We start from the raw sequence: 17665 nt of genomic DNA, 5'->3' as shown, positions 1-17665 counted from the left end.
ACTAAAATGCCCGATACAAATTTGAAGCAGGCGGCTCTGGCCACCAAGGTCCCATTCGATCTCGGCCCGATACATTTTGTCGGCATTGGCGGCATTGGTATGTCCGGCATCGCGGAGGTCATGCTCAATTTGGGCTATCAGGTTCAGGGCTCTGATGCGCGGGAGAGTATCAATACGGAACGGCTCAAACGGCTCGGCGCGACGATTTTCATCGGCCAGAAAGCCGAACAGGTTCACGGGGCAGGGGCAATTGTCATGTCCTCTGCTATCAAAGCCGATAATCCCGAATTGATGGAAGCCCGCGCCCGCGCCATTCCCGTTGTGCGACGGGCCGAAATGCTGGCCGAGTTAATGCGCCTGAAGTGGACCGTTGCTGTCGGCGGCACGCATGGCAAGACGACGACGACGACGATGATTGCTGCGCTGCTGGAAGGCGGCGATCTCGACCCGACTGTTATCAATGGAGGGATCATCAACGCCTATGCATCCAATGCGAAATTGGGATTGGGCGATTGGATGGTAGTCGAGGCGGATGAGAGTGACGGGACGTTCCTGAAACTGCTCCCCACCGTGGCCGTCGTGACAAATATCGACCCCGAACATATGGAACATTACGGCGAGTTCGACACACTCCGCGCTGCCTTTGATCAATTCGTTGAGAATCTCCCATTCTACGGGTTTGCCGTTCTCTGCATTGACCATCCCGAAGTACAGGCGCTCGTCTCGCGTATCAGTGACCGTCGTGTTATCACTTATGGGTTCAACCCACAGGCAGATGTCCGCGCAGAGAATTTGCGCTTGGAAGCCACAGGTTCACGTTTTGATGTCGTCTTCCGTGGGCCGGACGGTGAAGAAGATCGCTGGCCTGATTTGTTTCTCCCCATGGCGGGCAAACATAATGCGCAGAATGTCCTCTCCGCGATTGCCGTCTCCCGCGAACTCGGCTTGGGCGTAGAGAAAGTTCGTGCGGGGTTAGAGAGTTTTGCAGGGGTGAAACGCCGCTTTACACATGTTGGAGAGTGGAACGGTGTCACTATCATTGATGATTACGGTCATCACCCCGTCGAAATTGCCGCCGTCTTACAAGCCGCCCGTCAGGTTGCAAAAGGCAAAGTCCACGCCGTCATGCAACCACATCGCTATTCCCGCTTGCGTGATTTGTTCGAAGACTTTTCGACCTGTTTTAATGATGCGGATAATGTTTATCTCGCGGACGTTTATGCGGCGGGTGAGCAACCGATTGAGGGGATTAGTTCGCCGGCCTTAGCCGAATCCCTGAGAAGTCACGGTCACCGCGATGTCGGTCTGACGTCTAAAGCGACATTAGCAAAAGACCTCCACCCGCATCTGGAAGAGGGCGATCTCATCGTCTGTCTCGGCGCGGGCGACATCACATATTGGGCGGCGGAATTGTCGGATAACTTGGCTAAGCTGTGAGCCTTTTAGACCGCTTACCTGAAGTCCGAGGAAGCCTTCGCGCGGATGTTCCGCTCGCCCCCTTCACATGGTTGCGGGTCGGCGGGGCTGCCGAAGCGCTGTTTATGCCGAAGGATGAAGCCGACCTCGCGCATTTTTTGAGCTCTACGCCCGATGATATTCCTGTGCAGGTCTTGGGCGTGGCGTCCAACACATTGGTGCGGGACGGGGGCGTCAAAGGTGTCGTCATTCGTTTGGGACCTACCTTTGGAAATGTCGAAACAAAAGGTTTGCGAGTTACGGCGGGAACGGCTGCGCTTGACAAAACGGTCGCCAAGAAAGCGGCGATAGCGGGCATTGCCGGACTCGAATTTTACGCGGGCGTTCCGGGCACAATTGGCGGGGCGTTGCGTATGAATGCGGGATGTTACGGTTCTGAGACGCAGGACGTATTGGTCAGTGCCGTCGCGCTCGACCGAACCGGGCGGCGGCAGGTTATGGATCTTGCGGAGATGAACTATAGCTATCGCCAATGCGGTGCGCCGGGCGACCTGATTTTTACGGAAGCTGTGTTTGAAGGCACGTCCGACACCCCCGAAAATATTCTAGCGCGCATGGACGAGATCACCGCGAAGCGGGAGAGCAGTCAGCCTATTCGCGAGAAGACGGGCGGCTCTACATTCAAAAATCCCGAGGGATACTCCTCTTGGAAACTGATAGACGCCGCGGGTTGTCGCGGGCTGCGCGTTGGCGGTGCGCAGATGAGCGAACAACATTGTAACTTCATGATCAATGCGGATTGCGCGAGCGCAGCGGATTTGGAAACTTTAGGCGAGACCGTGCGGGCGAAGGTTTTGGAAACGCAAGGTGTGGAGCTGAACTGGGAAGTCCGAAGGATTGGAGAACGGGCATGTTAAAGGTTGCTGTCCTGATGGGAGGCTTGTCTTCTGAACGCGAGGTCTCACTTGTCTCCGGAACCTCTTGTGCGATTGCACTGCGCAATTGTGGCTATGATGTCACAGAAATCGACGTCACTCATGCCCTTTGGGAGCAGCTTAAATTCGCCGATCCCGATGTTGTCTTCAACGCCCTCCACGGAGATTGGGGCGAGGATGGCCGTGTTCAGGGTGTGTTGGATATGTATGGCAAACCTTACACACATTCCGGAGTCATGGCGTCGGCGCTGGCTATGGATAAACACCGCGCGAAACATGTCTTGAAATCCGTTGGGATTACGGTGCCGGGGGGTGGATTGTTTGACCGTCTTGAAGTTGCCGAAGCCCATCCTATTGCCACACCTTATGTCGTGAAACCCAACGGGCAGGGGTCTTCTAAATCTGTTTATATCATCCACGGGGAACAGGATAACCATCGCGCCGCGATCAGAGCCGATATCGAAATGGGGGAGCAGGTTGTCGTTGAAAGCTACATCCCCGGACGCGAACTCACCGTTGCGGTCAAAGACGGCGAAGCGATTTGCGTCACTGAGATAATTGCCGCAGAATCGGAAAATGGTTGGTATGACTATGATGCCAAATATGGGGAAGACGCCGCGACTCACCAATGTCCTGCTGACCTAGCGGACTATGTGACGGACCTTTGTCTCAATTGGGCCGCAAAAGCGCATAAAGCCCTCGGCTGTCGCGGTGTTTCCCGCGCGGATTTCAGATTTAATGATGAAAATTGCACGCCGGCCAATGTGGTAAACAAAATCGTAATGCTTGAAGTGAATACTCAACCCGGAATGACCCCGACATCGCTCGTGCCTGAACAGGCCGCCCATGTCGGGATCGATTTTGACCAGCTTTGTCGCTGGATGGTTGAGGACGCTTCATGGCCAAGGTGAGCAAAGGAAATTCTAAATTCGCCACGATGCGGCGCGTGAGCCCGCTCAAGCCGGGCTTGCGCGGATCGCAGAACTGGATGGCCGCGAAAGTGCGCGCCGCGAAACATTCTCCCAAAGCGATGATGCGCTTTCTGATACGCGTGATTGGAACATTTCTTGTTCTGATCTTTATCGCGCTCTGGCTCGGTGGATTTCTGCCCGCCATCAAGAAAAACACGAATGACTGGAAAATCGAACGCCTGATGGCGATGGGGTTCGTGGTTGAGCAAGTTGATGTGATGGGCGAGGGGCGTTTGAACGAACGCGATATCCGCACCGCGGTGCAGATCAATCGCGGCAGCTATTTCTTTGGCGTAGACCTTGAGGCCGCCCGTGCCCGCACGGAAAGCCTGCCTTGGGTTGACCGTGCCGTTGTGCGCCGTCTCTGGCCGAACCGGATTGTCGTACAGGTCGTTGAAACAACTCCCTATGCGCTCTGGCAGGATGAGGGGCAGTTGCACCTGCTCTCGGATTCCGGTGAGGCGATTGTTCCCGTTTCTCAAGTTGCGTCCGTTCCGACGGGTTTGAAAACTTATGTCGGAAAAGCGGCACCTGCCGAAGTCAAAACAATTGAAGCTCTTATACAGCCGCATGACGGTATCTGGACCCGTGTCGAAAGTCTCGTGCGTTTCCCCTCAGGTAGATGGGATCTGCATATGAAGAACGCGACGGTTGTTCGCTTGCCGGAAACCGAGATCGAAACCGCGCTCTCACGCCTTGTCGCTCTGGATCGCGAGACTTTCATTTTGTCACGTGAAGTCGGCACGATTGATATGCGTCTAAAGGATCGCATTGGCTTGCTGGCCAAGCCTGAAGCCGAAGCGCAGTCCTCCTAAACGTGTTTGGGGGACCCACGAAAAGACAACCGGAAACGGTCTGCGTTCTCGACATTGGGTCGAACAAAGTCGTGTGCCTGATTGGGCGCGAAGAACCCGGATTGGGTGTGCGTCTTATCGGGTCGGGCTTTGGTGTGTCTGCTGGGTTAAAAGGCGGCGCAGTTGTCGACCTTGAAGCGGCTGAAATCGGTATTCGGTCTGCTGTTGAAAAAGCGGAACGTGCAGCAGGTGTTACGGTACAGGATGTCTGCGTGAATGTGGCCCTGCGGTCCCTGCGATCGAAGCATATGACGGTACAGACTGAATTTGCGAGCGGCGCTGTCGCCGACCGTGATCTGAAACGTGTCCTAAATTCGTCCATGTCGGGCTTGGATCAAGCTGAAAACGCAATCCTTCATGCGATCCCATTGAACTGGCAGGTCGATGATGAGGACGGCATTCGGGATCCACGTGGTATGTATGGTCAAAAGCTGGGCGTGGATATGCACTTCATCATGGCAGGTATCGGCCCCTTGCGAAACCTCGCACACTGTATTGAACGCTGTCATCTGACCATCCGGTCTGTGACGGTTAGTCCTTATGCGGCGGCCCTGTCGGTCCTGACAGAAGATGAGCGTGACCTCGGCGTGACTCTCATTGATCTCGGGTCGGGCATTACCTCTGCCGCCGTGTTCCGTGATAATACGCTGGTCCATGTCGACGCGCTAAGTGTCGGTGGACGGAATATTACGTCCGATCTCGCACGAGGACTCTCCACTCCTTTTGAGGCGGCGGAACGGATCAAGATGATTTACGGCTCCTGTCTGCACGGGGCAAATGATGACCATCACCAGGTTCCTTGCCCACCGATTGCGGCGCAGGACGAGTTGCATCACGAACCGCGTTCCCTCGTCACAAATATTATTCGGTCACGGGTCGAGGAGACTTTGGAGTTATTGCGGGAGCGGATCCACAAAGCGGGCCTCGAAACCTATTCAGGACGGCAAGTCGTCCTGACGGGGGGAGGGGCGCATCTGAACGGTATCCGCGAACTTGCCACACATGTTCTCGGCAAGCGCGTCCGCATCGGTCATCCGCATGGCGTGTTCGGATTGTCCGAAGAATTAAGCCAGCCGGATTTCGCCGTTGCGACGGGGCTTCTCAAGAATGTTTTCGATGACCGGCCCGAAGTTGTCACCGGCCCGCCCGACCTCTCGGGGCGTCGTATCCGGACGCAGCGCTATACCGGCAACGCGCTCGGGCGGTCCGTTCAGTGGCTTCGTGAGAATTTTTAGGCCAAACTGCGCTAAAAGTTAACGCGGTTAACAAGCTCTTAAACCTTTCCCGCGATGGTCCGATTCACACATCATTGACCATAATTTGGGTGCCGCCATGCCGATTAACTTTACACTTCCAGAGTCTGTTGAACTCAAGCCACGTATTGTCGTTATCGGTGTCGGCGGGGCAGGCGGCAATGCCGTCAACAACATGATCGAAGCGGGTCTCGACGGTGTCGATTTCGTTGTGGCCAATACGGACGCACAAGCACTCGCGCTCAATGCAGCAGATCGTAAAGTCCAAATGGGCGGTGGTATCACTCAAGGCCTTGGTGCTGGCATGCGCCCTGAAGTGGGTGAGCAATCTGCGGAAGAATCCCTTGATGAAATTCTGGAACATCTCGACGGCGCGCACATGCTCTTTGTCGCCGCCGGTATGGGCGGTGGTACAGGAACAGGTGCTGCACCTGTGATCGCGCGTGCGGCCCGCGAACGCGGTATTTTGACTGTTGGCATCGTCACGAAACCGTTCATGTTCGAAGGCTCCCGCCGTATGAAGCTGGCGGAGCAAGGTATTGAAAACCTCTATGCTTCTGTCGACACAATGATTACAATTCCGAACCAGAACCTGTTCCGCGTTGCGACAGAGCAAACGACAATGTCCGATGCGTTTGCGATGGCAGATGAAGTCTTGCATTCCGGTGTTCGTGGCGTCACGGACCTGATGGTTGTGCCGGGTCTTATAAATCTTGACTTTAACGATGTTCGCACAGTTATGGACGAAATGGGTAAGGCCATGATGGGCACAGGTGAGGCCACGGGTGACCGTCGGGCTGTAGAGGCCGCTGAGTCTGCCATTAACAACCCGCTTCTTGACGATGTATCCCTTAAAGGTGCGAAGGGCGTGCTGATTAACATTACGGGCGGAAGCGACCTCACACTTTACGAAGTTGACGAAGCGGCACAATTAATTCGCAACCAAGTTGATGAAAACGCCAATATCATCGTTGGGTCGGCGCTCGACCATGATCTGAACGGCATTGTCCGTGTTTCCGTTGTCGCGACTGGCGTCGACGCCGTGGAAAAGTCAGCAACGCCACCTGTTCCATTTGCGACAGCCCGCCCTGAACCCGTTACCGCTCCAACAAAGGTTGTTGAACTTGGTGTTCATGAGCGTGCACAAGAAGCCGCTGCTGCCGAAGCGGAAGCGCGTCGGGCTTATCAAGAGTATGAGTTTGACGAAGAAGAAGCGCGTGTCGCCGTGAATGCGCCGCCGCCTTATGTTGCGCCGAAGCCATATCCGCCAAAAATTCAGCCTGAAGAAACAGCCGCCTATGCACCGGCACCCGTCGCCCCGGGCCCAGCGCCAATTCCTGAGGCGGCACCTGCCAGCCCGGCGCGTAGTCCGTTCGGTTTCTTTGGTCGTCGCAAGGCTGCGCCTGCACCGCGCCCGCAAGTTGAGACTCGCCCTAAACCTTCGGGTGACCTTTTCGGGAATGATCAGGATGATGAGTTGGAAATCCCAAGCTTCCTTCGCCGCCAAAACCGATAGGGAAATGTCAGGCCGCAAGGCTTGCACAAAAATTAAGCAACTTTAAGAAGGCCGCCTCTTTCATGGGGGTGGCCTTTTTGTCATGTTGTGAAACAATCCGACATAGAGCGTTTCTTGTTGCAATTCGTTCGCACATATAGCTTGTTAACGTAACATTCGTCATAAAACGGACAGAAAGGACATTCAGATGCGCAATATGAATATCCCCATGCCTCCCCATCCCACCTCACATATTCGTCGGCAATCGACCCTCAAATCCCCCGCTCTGACAGCGAGCGTTGCTCTACATAGTGGTGAACATACGCGATTGGCGTTAAAACCCGCACCTGTTGGATCAGGCCTGAATTTCGTCCGAACGGATATCACAGACCGTGACAACGTAGTTCCGGTTAGACCTGATCTTGTCACGGGTGTTCGGAATTGCACGACTTTATCCAATGCTGCCGGTGTATGCGTTTCGACAATTGAGCATCTTTTGGCGGCACTTTCTGCCGCAGGTATTGATAATCTTGATATTGAATTAGACGGGCCTGAATTGCCCGCACTGGATGGGTCTGCGGAACCATTCTTGCAACTGATTGAGCAAGTCGGCGTTCATCGTCAACCTGCACCGCGCCGATATGTGAAGGTCTTGAAGACGCTAGAGGTATCGTCCGGTGATAGTTTTGCGCGAATTGAACCTTGTGAGCAGTTAGAGCTCGACGTGACGATTGATTTTCAAGAAGCGGCAATAGGCCGTCAACGTCTGGAAATTGTACCGAATGTTCGATGCTTTCGCGAGCGCATCGCGGGCGCACGGACATTTGCCAGATTACACGAAGTGGCAGCTCTGCAGGCCGCAGGCCTGTCAAAGGGCGGATCATATGATAATGCTATCGTTGTGGACGAAGATAAGATTCTAAATCCATCAGGTTTAAGGTTTGAGGATGAATTTGTACGACACAAAGCCTTGGACCTTCTGGGTGATCTCTATCTCGGCGGGCCTATCCTCGGGCGCGTGACGACGGTGAAGCCGGGACATGGCCTCAACCATGACCTTTTGATGAAGCTTTATGGGACCCCAGACGCCTGGACCTTCATATCCGTACCAATGGAAAATGCGGAGGTGGGCACTGTTCCGGAGCTGAAATCCATCCCGGCCTAACGCTTTTCTCACTTTCACCCGTGTTACGAAGTCTCTAAGACATTTCAGAAATGAAGAGGAACCTGACTCGTCAGGGACCAATTTTGGAATAAGCTCGACAGGTCCGTCCATGTTCAATGCGAAAACTCTCAAACGTGCAGCCTTCCTTGGCCTAGCGCTCACCCTGACGGCTTGCGGCTCGCTGGGTGGCAATAAGAAGGAGACGCTGGCCTATATCGAACGTCCGGCAGAGCTGATTTATAATCAGGCCGTCGACCAATTGGAACGTCGTGATTGGTCCGATGCCAAGCTGCTTTTCCAAGAGGTCGAGCGTCAGCATCCATTCTCGAAATGGGCGCGTCGCGCCATGTTGATGAGCGCATACACGTCTTACCGCTCCGCCGATTATGATGAGAGCGTCGCGACAGCACAGCGTTTCATCAGCCTTCATCCCGGCTCTGACTCCGCGCCTTATGCCTATTACCTGATCGCGATTAACTATTATGACCAAATCTATGATGTTGGCCGGGATCAAGCGACCACAGTTGCCGCCGAAGCGGCCCTTCAGCAAATTGTTCGCCGCTATCCAGATAGCGATTATGCACGGGATGCGCGCCTAAAACTGGAACTCACGCAGGACCATTTGGCGGGTAAGGAAATGTCCATTGGGCGTTACTATCTCAAGGAAAATCAACAACTTGCAGCGATTAATCGGTTTAAGAATGTTGTCCAGAATTATGAGACAACCTCTCAAACAGAAGAGGCTCTTCACCGCTTGGTGGAGAGCTATGTTTCTTTGGGAATTATCCAAGAGGCCAAGCTCGTCGGTTCTGTTCTGGGCTATAATTATCCAAACAGTGAATGGTATAAAGACAGCTATGATCTCCTTGAGAGTTACGGCGTCAATCTGGATGATGAAATCACAAAACCACGCAAGCAGGGATATTGGACCCGCTTGAAAGAGCGTTTGTTCTAAGTCGTGCTGAGCGGGCTGTCGGTACGCAATGTCGTCCTGATCGAACAGCTCGATCTGGATTTTTCGAAAGGGCTAACGGCCCTGACGGGTGAAACAGGCGCGGGTAAATCTATCCTTCTAGACTCGCTCGGCATGGCAACCGGGGCGCGGTCAGACCGAGGTCTTGTGCGTTCCGGCACGGATAAAGCGCAATGTACGGCGAGCTTTACTTTAAACACTGAGCATGCCGTTTGGTCGATCCTGTCAGACCAGGATATTGACTTTAATCTGAATGAAGACCTGACACTGCGTCGGACGGTCAATGTTGATGGGCGCAGTCGCGCGTTTGTTAATGATCAGCCCGTCAGTGTGAAACTCCTTTCGCAATTGGGTGGCAAACTGCTCGAAGTCCACGGACAGCATGACGGGCGTGGCCTGTTGGATGCGACGACGCATATCACGATGTTGGACCAATTTGGTGGGTATTCGACTGATTTAGCTGAATTGCGCAAAGCGCACACTGTTCGTCAGGAGACGAAACGCGAATTAGACGCGCTCATTGCGTTGCAGGCTAAAGCGGGGGAAGATCGTGAGTTCCTCGAACACGCCATCGCGGAGCTAGACCGTCTTGACCCACGTGAAGGTGAGGAAGCCAAACTCGCAGAGGAACGCAAGTTTCTGCAAGGGGCAGAGGGCGCATTGACCGAATTGACGGCTGCGCAGGACGCATTGGGTGAGGACGGCGCGTTTGAGGATCGCCTTTCCACGGCTTTGGCAGGCATAGAACGTCTTCGGACTAAATTCGGGGAAGGCGAACTTTCTGCCGCTAAATCCTTACAAATTGCGGCAGAGGCCTTGGAACGAGCGATGTTGGAGACACAGGAAGCCCGGGAGGCCGTGACGATGGCAGCACAGAGCTTTGATGTGGAGCCCGGACGTTTGGAAGAGAGTGAAAAGCGGCTTTTCGCGCTTCGGGCGGCCGCGCGTAAATATGGGGTCCCCGTTGAGACACTCGCCGCAAAACGCGCAGAATTTGCAGCAGAAATGGAAGCGGTGGATAATGTTGTCCTAAATATTGAGAAGACCCGACAAAGAGCAATAATTGCGAAGACAGCCTATGACAAAGCGGCGTCAGCCCTCACAAAAGCCCGTCAAAAAGCTGCTAAAACGCTGGATGCAGCGGTAGCGGTCGAACTGCCGCCCCTGAAGATGGAGCGCGCACAATTCCGGACGGATATTCAGCCGACGAGCGAGAGCGCAAACGGCGTAGATCAGGTCCGCTTTCTCGTCTCGACAAATCCCGGAACAGCGATCGGTCCGTTGGACAAGATCGCATCAGGCGGTGAAATGGCGCGATTTGCGCTGGCGATCAAAGTCGCGCTAGCGGGAAAGAACGACGCCGTCATGGTGTTCGACGAAGTTGATCAGGGCGTTGGCGGTGCGGTCGCGGCAGCCGTCGGTAAACGGCTCGCGCGGTTGTCTGAACATGCGCAGGTCTTCACGGTCACGCATAGTCCCCAGGTTGCTGCCTGTGCCAATAGTCAGTTTCGGATCGAGAAAACCTCAATCGGCGAGACGACAACCACGAGCGTGACACCTATCCTAGACAGTGAGCGCGAGGAAGAAATCGCACGTATGTTGGCGGGCGAAACGATCACGCAAGAGGCGAGGGCGGCCGCGCGTCAGCTGATGGCGTCGTGACAGAAGATGCTATCAAAAAACGGTTGGCCTTCCTCGCACGAGAGATCAAAGCTGCTGACGCGCTCTATTATCAGGACGATAATCCGGCACTAACCGACGCAGAATATGATGCGCTTCGCCGTGAGAACCTCGCATTAGAAAAAGAATATCCTCATCTGATCCGAAAGGACAGTCCGTCAAAATCTGTCGGCGCAAAACCGACCGGTAAGTTCGGGAAAATCAAACATAGCGTCCCGATGCTCAGTCTCGATAATGCATTTTCTGATGAAGATGTCGTGGACTTCGTGGCGCGGGTGAAACGCTTTCTCAATCTGCCGGATGAGACGGAAATGTTCTTTACGGCAGAACCAAAAATTGACGGCCTGTCCGCGGCGCTACGGTATGAGGGCGGCAAACTCGTCTCTGGCGCGACGCGCGGGGATGGGCGTGTGGGCGAAGATGTGACTGCCAATCTCTCGACTCTAGACAATGTGCCCAAGACGCTTTCAGGGGAGGGTTGGCCTGAAGTGTTGGAGGTCCGCGGAGAGGTCTATATCTCCCACGCGGAATTTGCTGAGATGAATGCGGCGCAGGTTGCGGCGGGTAAATCTGAGTATAAAAATCCGCGCAATGCAGCGGCGGGGAGTCTCCGCCAGATCGACCCAAATATAACTGCGTCCCGACCGCTCAAATTCTTCGCTTATACCTGGGGAGAGGTCAGTGTGCCTTTCGCAGAGACCCAGATGGAAGCAGTTAAGCTGTTTGGGGATTGGGGATTTTCTATCAATCCACAAATGCGGAAGCATGATGGCCCAAAGGAGATGGTTGAGCATTATCAAACCATCCTTTTGGCTCGCGCGGGACTTGGGTACGATATCGATGGGGTTGTCTATAAGGTCGATAGTCTCCCTTTGCAGGAGCGTCTTGGTTTCGTTTCCCGCGCACCACGCTGGGCGATTGCGCATAAATTCCCCGCTGAAAAAGCGATTACGACAATTGAGTCGATTGATATTCAGGTTGGTCGAACAGGCTCCCTCACGCCTGTTGCGCGTTTGGTGCCGATTACAGTTGGCGGGGTCGTTGTGTCGAATGCGACGCTACATAATGCCGATGAAATCGAACGCTTGGGCGTGAAAGAAGGGGATATGGTCGAGATACAACGGGCCGGGGATGTCATCCCGCAGATTTTACGAGTCGTCGAAATTGGTGGGGGGCAGCCCTTCAAATTCCCGACCAACTGCCCGGTTTGCGACGCCCCCGTTTCCGCCGATATTGACGAGAAGACGGGACGGCAAGATGTCGTCCGTCGATGTACAAATGGCTTGTTCTGTCCGGCACAGGCCGTTCAGGGCCTCATTTATTTCGTGTCGCGTCCCAGTTTTGACATTGACGGTCTGGGCGAGAAACAGATTGAAGCCTTTTACGAGAAAGGTCTCGTCACAAGCCCAGCCGATATTTTTACGCTGCGAGATCGGAACGCCGAGATTAAACTGGAGACTTGGGAAGGCTTTGGAGAGACGAGTGCGGCAAAACTGTTTACCGCTATCGACTCACGTCGGACCATCGAATTTGAACGGGTTTTACGCTCACTCGGTATCAGACATATCGGGCAGGGGAATTCCCGCCTGATCTCCCGATATTTTGTGTCATGGGAAAGATTCCGGGCGGTTATTCCTGAATTGGAAAATGGTGAAAGCCAAGCCGTAGCAGGACTCCTGAATGTTGACGGATTAGGGCAGGCGGCGGTTTCTGCGCTGGCTGATTTCTTTGCATCAGACGCCAATTTGAAACTGCTGGATGACCTCGCGGCGCAACTCAATATTCTCGACGCCGAAGTCCCGACCTCCGACAGTCCTGTCAGCGGTAAGACCGTCGTCTTCACAGGCAAACTCGAACGGTTCTCCCGCGATGAAGCCAAAGCCCGCGCGCAGTCGCTCGGCGCGAAAGTCTCGGGCAGCGTATCGGGTAAAACGGACTATCTGGTGGCAGGTCCGGGCGCGGGATCGAAGCTGAAAAAGGCCGAAGCGGCTGGCGTGAAAGTGCTGACCGAAGATGAGTGGTTGGCGCTGATTGCCTAATAACTGCGCTTAAGATTACGCGTGATTTTAGCCCATTCTGTATAATTAGCCCGCTTAATATGCGCGTTGTAAGCGCGCTCATCATCAAAGGCTTCGTTGACGACATAGCGTCCCGAAATAGTTGGATGAGGTTTTACTTCGAAATAGTGGCAGCCAGGTTCCGCGCGGGTCAGTCGCGTATGCTCCGGCAAAGCGCGGGCAAAGGCCTCACGATCAGCTTCAGGTACATCAGCAAATCCGGAGATGATATACATGCTTTAAAGCGCCTGACACGCGGCTTGCAACCACGCCTTCACATCCCCCTCAACCAAAGGCCCAACCTTTGTCAAAACCTCTGCGTGATAGTCATTGATGTAATCCCGTTCGGCTCGCGTGAGCATATCCGTATCTATCAGGGTTTTGTGCAGAGGTGCCCATGTCAGGTTCGCAAAGCCCAGCATGTCCCGTTCGCCGCCTGATATCGGCGCGGCTTCTGTGACATATTGCAGGTTTTCAATCCGGATGCCGTATTCGCCGGTTTTGTAATATCCGGGTTCGTTCGACACAATCATGCCGGGTTCCAAGGCGACTCTGTTTGGCGCTTTTGAAATGCGTTGCGGACCTTCATGCACGCCGAGGAACACGCCAACGCCGTGACCTGTGCCGTGATCATAATCCAGTCCCGCCTGCCAGAGGGGGTGGCGGGCGAGCGCGTCAAGATTACTGCCTGTCGTCCCCTTTGGGAAGCGGACAGTCGCCAGTGCAATATGGCCTTTTAGAACGAGTGTGAACCGTTCCCGCATTTCCTGCGTGGGTTCACCAATCGGGACTGTGCGCGTGACGTCCGTCGTGCCGTCCGGATATTGTCCGCCACTATCGACGAGGAAGAGCGACCCGCGTTTGAGCGTTTGAACGGTTTTCGTGCTGGCGCGGTAATGGACAACGGCCCCATTACTGCCCGCGCCTGAAATCGTTTCAAATGAGATATCGCGGATGGAATTGTCGTGGCGACGGAATTGTTCCAACTGCATGGCGGCGTCGATCTCGTCCACGTCACCGGATTGCGCCTTTGTGTCGAGCCAGTGGAGAAATTTCGCGAGCGCTATGCCATCACGGATATGAGCAGCAGATGTGCTGGCTATTTCGGCTGCGTTCTTTTTCGCTTTTGGCAGGGCGACCGGGTCTTGAATGGATTTTACCGTCGCGCCTTTGGCTTTCAGGGTTTCCACATGCCAAGCGGAAGCCGTGTTGGGGTCCGCGATCACGGTTTTTCCGGAGAGGGCGCTCATCGCGTCCTCCAGTGCCTTCTCAGATTGGAGACTGACTTCATTCCCTAAATGCTGACGAACAGGATCTGAGAGTTTTTCCGGCGCGATGAAGAGTTGCGTTTGTCCGGATTTATCAATGATGGCGGTCGAGAGGGGAAGGGGCGTGCATTTCACGTCGCCACCACGAATATTGAGCAGCCATGCGATAGAGGACGGCGCGGTGATAAGTGCTGCGTCTGCGCCTGAGGCTGCTATAGAGCGTCCAATTTCAGCGCGTTTCTCGTGATGTGATTTTCCCGCAAATTCTTGTGGCTGAATGCTGACTTGCGTTAGGGGAACGGATGGGCGGTCGTCCCACGCCGTATCAATAGGGTTGTCCGACAAGGCGTGGGTTTCACCGCCCGCAAATTTAACCGCATCCTTAATTCGAGCCAGAGCTGCAGGACTGTGGAGTCGCGGGTCAAATCCGACGGTCTGACCCTTTTTAATATTTGCGCGTAACCAAGTGGCCATGCCGCCGCCTTCTAATTTTGTGAAGGTGAAGAGGCTCTCCTCCACTTGCTGGCGGACCTGCAATGTATAGCGCCCGTCTACGAACATAATGGCTGCATCTTTGAGAATAATGGCCGCACCTGCGGACCCGGTGAAACCACTCACCCACATGAGGCGTTCGTTACAATCCGGCAGATATTCATTTTGATACTCGTCTTCATGCGGGACCAGAAATGCATCCAGACCCAACGTCTCCATCTGCGCGCGCAGTTTTGGCAGGTTCTTACGTCCAAATTCCGGACCTCCTGTCACGTCAAATGTCTGAAAGCTGTCTGGGATATGGTTCATAGGATTGGGCCTGATTTGCGTTCGCGGCGTCTTGAAATCTCAAAGACAGGTTAGGCATCGGGTGGATTCAAGGCAAACGGTTTCCTGACCCGATCTATTTGCCACGGATATTAGTGAATTGACGAAACGTTAAAAAGTTTGCTTTTCAGTCACAGCAATTTTGCATAGCTCAAAGAACCAAGTGGTGGTTCCGCATTTTTCATTCGACCCTAAATAGCCTTCATCGAAATCAGGATGGGAATAAGCCCAATCCTCGCGAGATGAGAAAGACAATGACAACACAATTAAACGGAACAGAATTTGTAACCCTGACTGACACAGCTGCGCGCCGCGCAACGCCGTCACCGGTCCGTACAACAATCGCTCTCCGCCGTGATCAGCGCCGCGTTCGTCGCGCTAACCGCGCGATCTAGAGCATCAGATATTCTGATTTAAAAGCCGTCTCGTGGTTACGAGGCGGCTTTTTTATTGAGCCTTTATAGCGAGGAGGGACGTCCAGCCTTCAATACTGGATTGCGGCGTGACCTTTAATCCAGCCTTCTCAAAACACCTGGCAACTTCCTCTGCTTTCTCATCCAGAATGCCTGAGAGGACAACCGTCCCATCCGGCGCGGTGGCAGACACGATATCTTCGGCCAATCCCATTAGCGGCCCTGCGAGAATATTTGCGAAGATTAAATCGAATTGACGGCTTTTAAGCGCTGGACTGTCAAACCCATCCGCAACATGTGCGGATATCCGTCCAGGAACTGCGTTCTCTGTCGCGTTCTGTTCCGTTACCATAATGGCGTCGTGATCAATATCTGTTGCGATGATATTAGCTGCCGACAGTGTTTTAGCGGCTGCAATGGCCAGAATGCCTGCGCCGCAACCTAAATCTAAGATCCGGTTAGGGGCGAAACCTCTGTCGAGGCGTTCGCTGAATATTTGAAGACAACCCGCTGTGGTCCCGTGATGTCCTGTCCCAAATGCAAGGCCGGCTTCAACGTGGATAGCTATTTTATCCTCTGGAATTTTGTCACTATCATGTGCGCCGTGGACGAAAAACCGTCCGGCTATGACGGGTGGTAGTCCTGATTGGGTTTCACTGACCCAATCCGTTTCCGGTAACTGATGTATTTTGCTGTCGAACCCTGAGAACGCATCCAACGAAGCTAGTACCGTCTCTGCGTCTGTTTGTGATTGAAAGAGCGCCTGAACCAGCATTTTGCCAGAGGGTGCATCAAATATCGTCACGCCCAGCGCCGACATCTCGCCCTCCATGCCGAGCGCATCGGCAAGGTCAAAGGCAATGTCCGGCGTTGTGATAATGTCCAACGCAAAAGGTGTGGTAAGGGTCATTTCCCCTGCCTCTTTGCGGCTTCGCCTTTTAGGGGCTCACCGCCAATATTTTCATTGATTGGGATTTTGCGCCGTAAGTTTTTCCCGCGAAGCGCATCACTGCTCAAGCCGCGGCAATTCTCGACATGAAGCTGTCCTGACTTCGCACCGCAGAGCATATAAGCGACGAGTTCCGGTTGTTTGACATGGCCGTTATGCGCGAAGAGCGGGTCTACAAAGCCGCCTACGAACGGGAAAACGGGCCCTGAAAATTGAACGCGCATATCTACAATATTAAACCCCAAGAGATCAATGAGGCGGTTGCGCTCGGTCTCAACCGACATGTCCAGAGCATTGCTATCACCGCGGTCACTGCGCTCTAATAGCTGTTTGTAAAACGGAACGAGTTCGTAACTCAGGAAATCATTGATTTCCGACATGGCAATAATCGTCGGGCGTTCCTCATCCGCATAAGGTTCCGGGACGACACGATCATTGAGTGATATATCAGACAGGGACAGGAGCGGTACCTGATTGGCCAGCATAAAGAATTGCGTGCCTTTAATCATATCATCATAAACATTGCCTCGCCCGTCCGTCATGGCATCCCGCATAATGTCAAAGGCGATTTTCGAGCCTAGCGATTCTGTGACAAAGGCAAAGGGATCCGTTTCAATATCACGCAAAGACGCAATTTGACAGATGTCGATGTGATTTACACGGTCGCCTTGCTGTTCAAATCCAAAGCCTGAGGCGTCCAGTGCGGCACTACACATCGCGCCGCGAACCGCATTGCGAATTTGCTCTCCCGCAGGGCCGAGATAGAGGACGGCGTCAGAAAAGCCGTAGTTAACGAGTTTATCCTTCAGGCGGCCATTATATTTTGTGCGCAAAGAGGCGAACATGCCCGTCTCATTCTGGCCAATTGCGTCTTGTCCCACATGTGGGCGTTGTAAGGCCTCCCAGAAAATATCGTCCCAAAACACGCGGTAAATGACATATTCGATATCGCTGTCCACGGGCAAAACCTGACGGTCCATGCAGACGAGCTCATCCAAGCTGAGCGTCGAACCGGGGAGCGTTGTTTTGTAAGTCCGTTTTTTGACTTCCGTGATAGTGATGGAGTTAGACAGCTCGACATCTTCGTCTTTTCTGGCTCGTCCACATTGACTCGCGACGGCTTTTTCTTCGACGGTCTGCCCGTAAGCATCCGCCACACCCGTAATGAACGCATTAGCGAGAGGTGCGTCTTCCGGGTTTTCGACATATCCGATCCCATGAAGATACATAATATTGACGCGTTTTTTCCGACTGTTCGGGGCACTTTGGGCTAATCGTTCCAGCCCGACAAAAGCGCCGTTATTGTCCCGGTCAGAGGATAGCGCATTGATGTCCAGAACCTCGAATTTTGTTGAGGCGCATCCCGTGAGGCAAAGGGCGATAAGAACGATAAAGAGTGAGCGTAACATTTCGACGT

At 53.8% G+C, this 17665-nt stretch carries 15 protein-coding genes; 11 read left to right on the top strand and 4 right to left on the bottom strand.

All coding sequences use genetic code 11. From position 1 onward, the window contains the following. The first annotated feature begins 6 nt into the window (after positions 1 to 6). The 10 genes from murC to ligA all read left to right on the top strand — a co-directional run bounded on the left by murC (position 7) and on the right by ligA (position 12781). Positions 7 to 1437, top strand: coding sequence for a UDP-N-acetylmuramate--L-alanine ligase (gene murC / locus ACP9M6_RS11850; protein ID WP_427451354.1), 1431 nt, complete (start codon positions 7 to 9; stop codon positions 1435 to 1437). Next, positions 1434 to 2333: a UDP-N-acetylmuramate dehydrogenase gene (gene murB, locus ACP9M6_RS11845; RefSeq protein WP_427451353.1), complete on the top strand. Its 900-nt coding sequence runs from the start codon at positions 1434 to 1436 to the stop codon at positions 2331 to 2333. Before murC ends, murB begins: the two co-directional genes overlap by 4 nt. Then, positions 2327 to 3262 carry a D-alanine--D-alanine ligase gene (locus ACP9M6_RS11840; protein ID WP_427451351.1) on the top strand — a complete coding sequence of 312 codons (936 nt, stop codon included), beginning with the start codon at positions 2327 to 2329 and terminating at the stop codon, positions 3260 to 3262. The genes murB and ACP9M6_RS11840 overlap by 7 nt, the downstream gene beginning before the upstream one ends. Next, positions 3250 to 4137 carry a cell division protein FtsQ/DivIB gene (locus ACP9M6_RS11835; protein ID WP_427451349.1) on the top strand — a complete coding sequence of 296 codons (888 nt, stop codon included), beginning with the start codon at positions 3250 to 3252 and terminating at the stop codon, positions 4135 to 4137. The genes ACP9M6_RS11840 and ACP9M6_RS11835 overlap by 13 nt, the downstream gene beginning before the upstream one ends. Before the next feature lie 2 nt (positions 4138 to 4139). Continuing rightward, positions 4140 to 5411: a cell division protein FtsA gene (gene ftsA / locus ACP9M6_RS11830; protein WP_427451348.1), complete on the top strand. Its 1272-nt coding sequence runs from the start codon at positions 4140 to 4142 to the stop codon at positions 5409 to 5411. A gap of 97 nt (positions 5412 to 5508) precedes the next feature. Then, positions 5509 to 6945: a cell division protein FtsZ gene (gene ftsZ / locus ACP9M6_RS11825; protein ID WP_427451346.1), complete on the top strand. Its 1437-nt coding sequence runs from the start codon at positions 5509 to 5511 to the stop codon at positions 6943 to 6945. 187 nt (positions 6946 to 7132) lie between these two features. Continuing rightward, the gene (gene lpxC, locus ACP9M6_RS11820; protein ID WP_427451344.1) at positions 7133 to 8089 is read left to right on the top strand and encodes a UDP-3-O-acyl-N-acetylglucosamine deacetylase; all 957 of its coding nucleotides are present in this window, start codon (positions 7133 to 7135) and stop codon (positions 8087 to 8089) included. A 109-nt stretch (positions 8090 to 8198) separates the two neighbouring features. Next, positions 8199 to 9044 carry an outer membrane protein assembly factor BamD gene (locus ACP9M6_RS11815; protein WP_427451342.1) on the top strand — a complete coding sequence of 282 codons (846 nt, stop codon included), beginning with the start codon at positions 8199 to 8201 and terminating at the stop codon, positions 9042 to 9044. A 3-nt stretch (positions 9045 to 9047) separates the two neighbouring features. Then, positions 9048 to 10724, top strand: coding sequence for a DNA repair protein RecN (recN, locus tag ACP9M6_RS11810; protein WP_427451340.1), 1677 nt, complete (start codon positions 9048 to 9050; stop codon positions 10722 to 10724). Beyond that, the gene (gene ligA / locus ACP9M6_RS11805; RefSeq protein WP_427451339.1) at positions 10721 to 12781 is read left to right on the top strand and encodes an NAD-dependent DNA ligase LigA; all 2061 of its coding nucleotides are present in this window, start codon (positions 10721 to 10723) and stop codon (positions 12779 to 12781) included. The genes recN and ligA overlap by 4 nt, the downstream gene beginning before the upstream one ends. Here ligA and ACP9M6_RS11800 read toward each other — a convergent pair. Together ACP9M6_RS11800 and ACP9M6_RS11795 are read right to left on the bottom strand one after the other, a co-directional pair. Continuing rightward, on the bottom strand, positions 12778 to 13035 hold the full coding sequence (locus ACP9M6_RS11800; RefSeq protein WP_427451337.1) for a putative quinol monooxygenase: 258 nt from the start codon (positions 13033 to 13035) through the stop codon (positions 12778 to 12780). The genes ligA and ACP9M6_RS11800 overlap by 4 nt on opposite strands. Positions 13036 to 13038: 3 nt before the next feature. Continuing rightward, positions 13039 to 14868, bottom strand: coding sequence for an aminopeptidase P family protein (locus ACP9M6_RS11795; RefSeq protein WP_427451335.1), 1830 nt, complete (start codon positions 14866 to 14868; stop codon positions 13039 to 13041). Positions 14869 to 15140: 272 nt separating this feature from the next. Between ACP9M6_RS11795 and ACP9M6_RS11790 the strand changes: the two genes are divergently transcribed. Continuing rightward, positions 15141 to 15281, top strand: coding sequence for a hypothetical protein (locus ACP9M6_RS11790; RefSeq protein ID WP_427451333.1), 141 nt, complete (start codon positions 15141 to 15143; stop codon positions 15279 to 15281). Positions 15282 to 15333: 52 nt separating this feature from the next. Here ACP9M6_RS11790 and ACP9M6_RS11785 read toward each other — a convergent pair whose 3' ends face one another. Beyond that, complete coding sequence (locus ACP9M6_RS11785) at positions 15334 to 16209, bottom strand: 50S ribosomal protein L11 methyltransferase (protein WP_427451332.1); 876 nt, start codon at positions 16207 to 16209, stop codon at positions 15334 to 15336. Continuing rightward, positions 16206 to 17657 carry a hypothetical protein gene (locus ACP9M6_RS11780; RefSeq protein WP_427451330.1) on the bottom strand — a complete coding sequence of 484 codons (1452 nt, stop codon included), beginning with the start codon at positions 17655 to 17657 and terminating at the stop codon, positions 16206 to 16208. Before ACP9M6_RS11780 ends, ACP9M6_RS11785 begins: the two co-directional genes overlap by 4 nt. Positions 17658 to 17665 lie beyond the last annotated feature (8 nt).

The sequence above is a fragment of the Litorimonas sp. WD9-15 genome (assembly GCF_050271975.1).
Classification (GTDB): Bacteria; Pseudomonadota; Alphaproteobacteria; order Caulobacterales; family Maricaulaceae; genus Litorimonas.
This window is presented reverse-complemented; position numbering and strand designations above follow the sequence as displayed.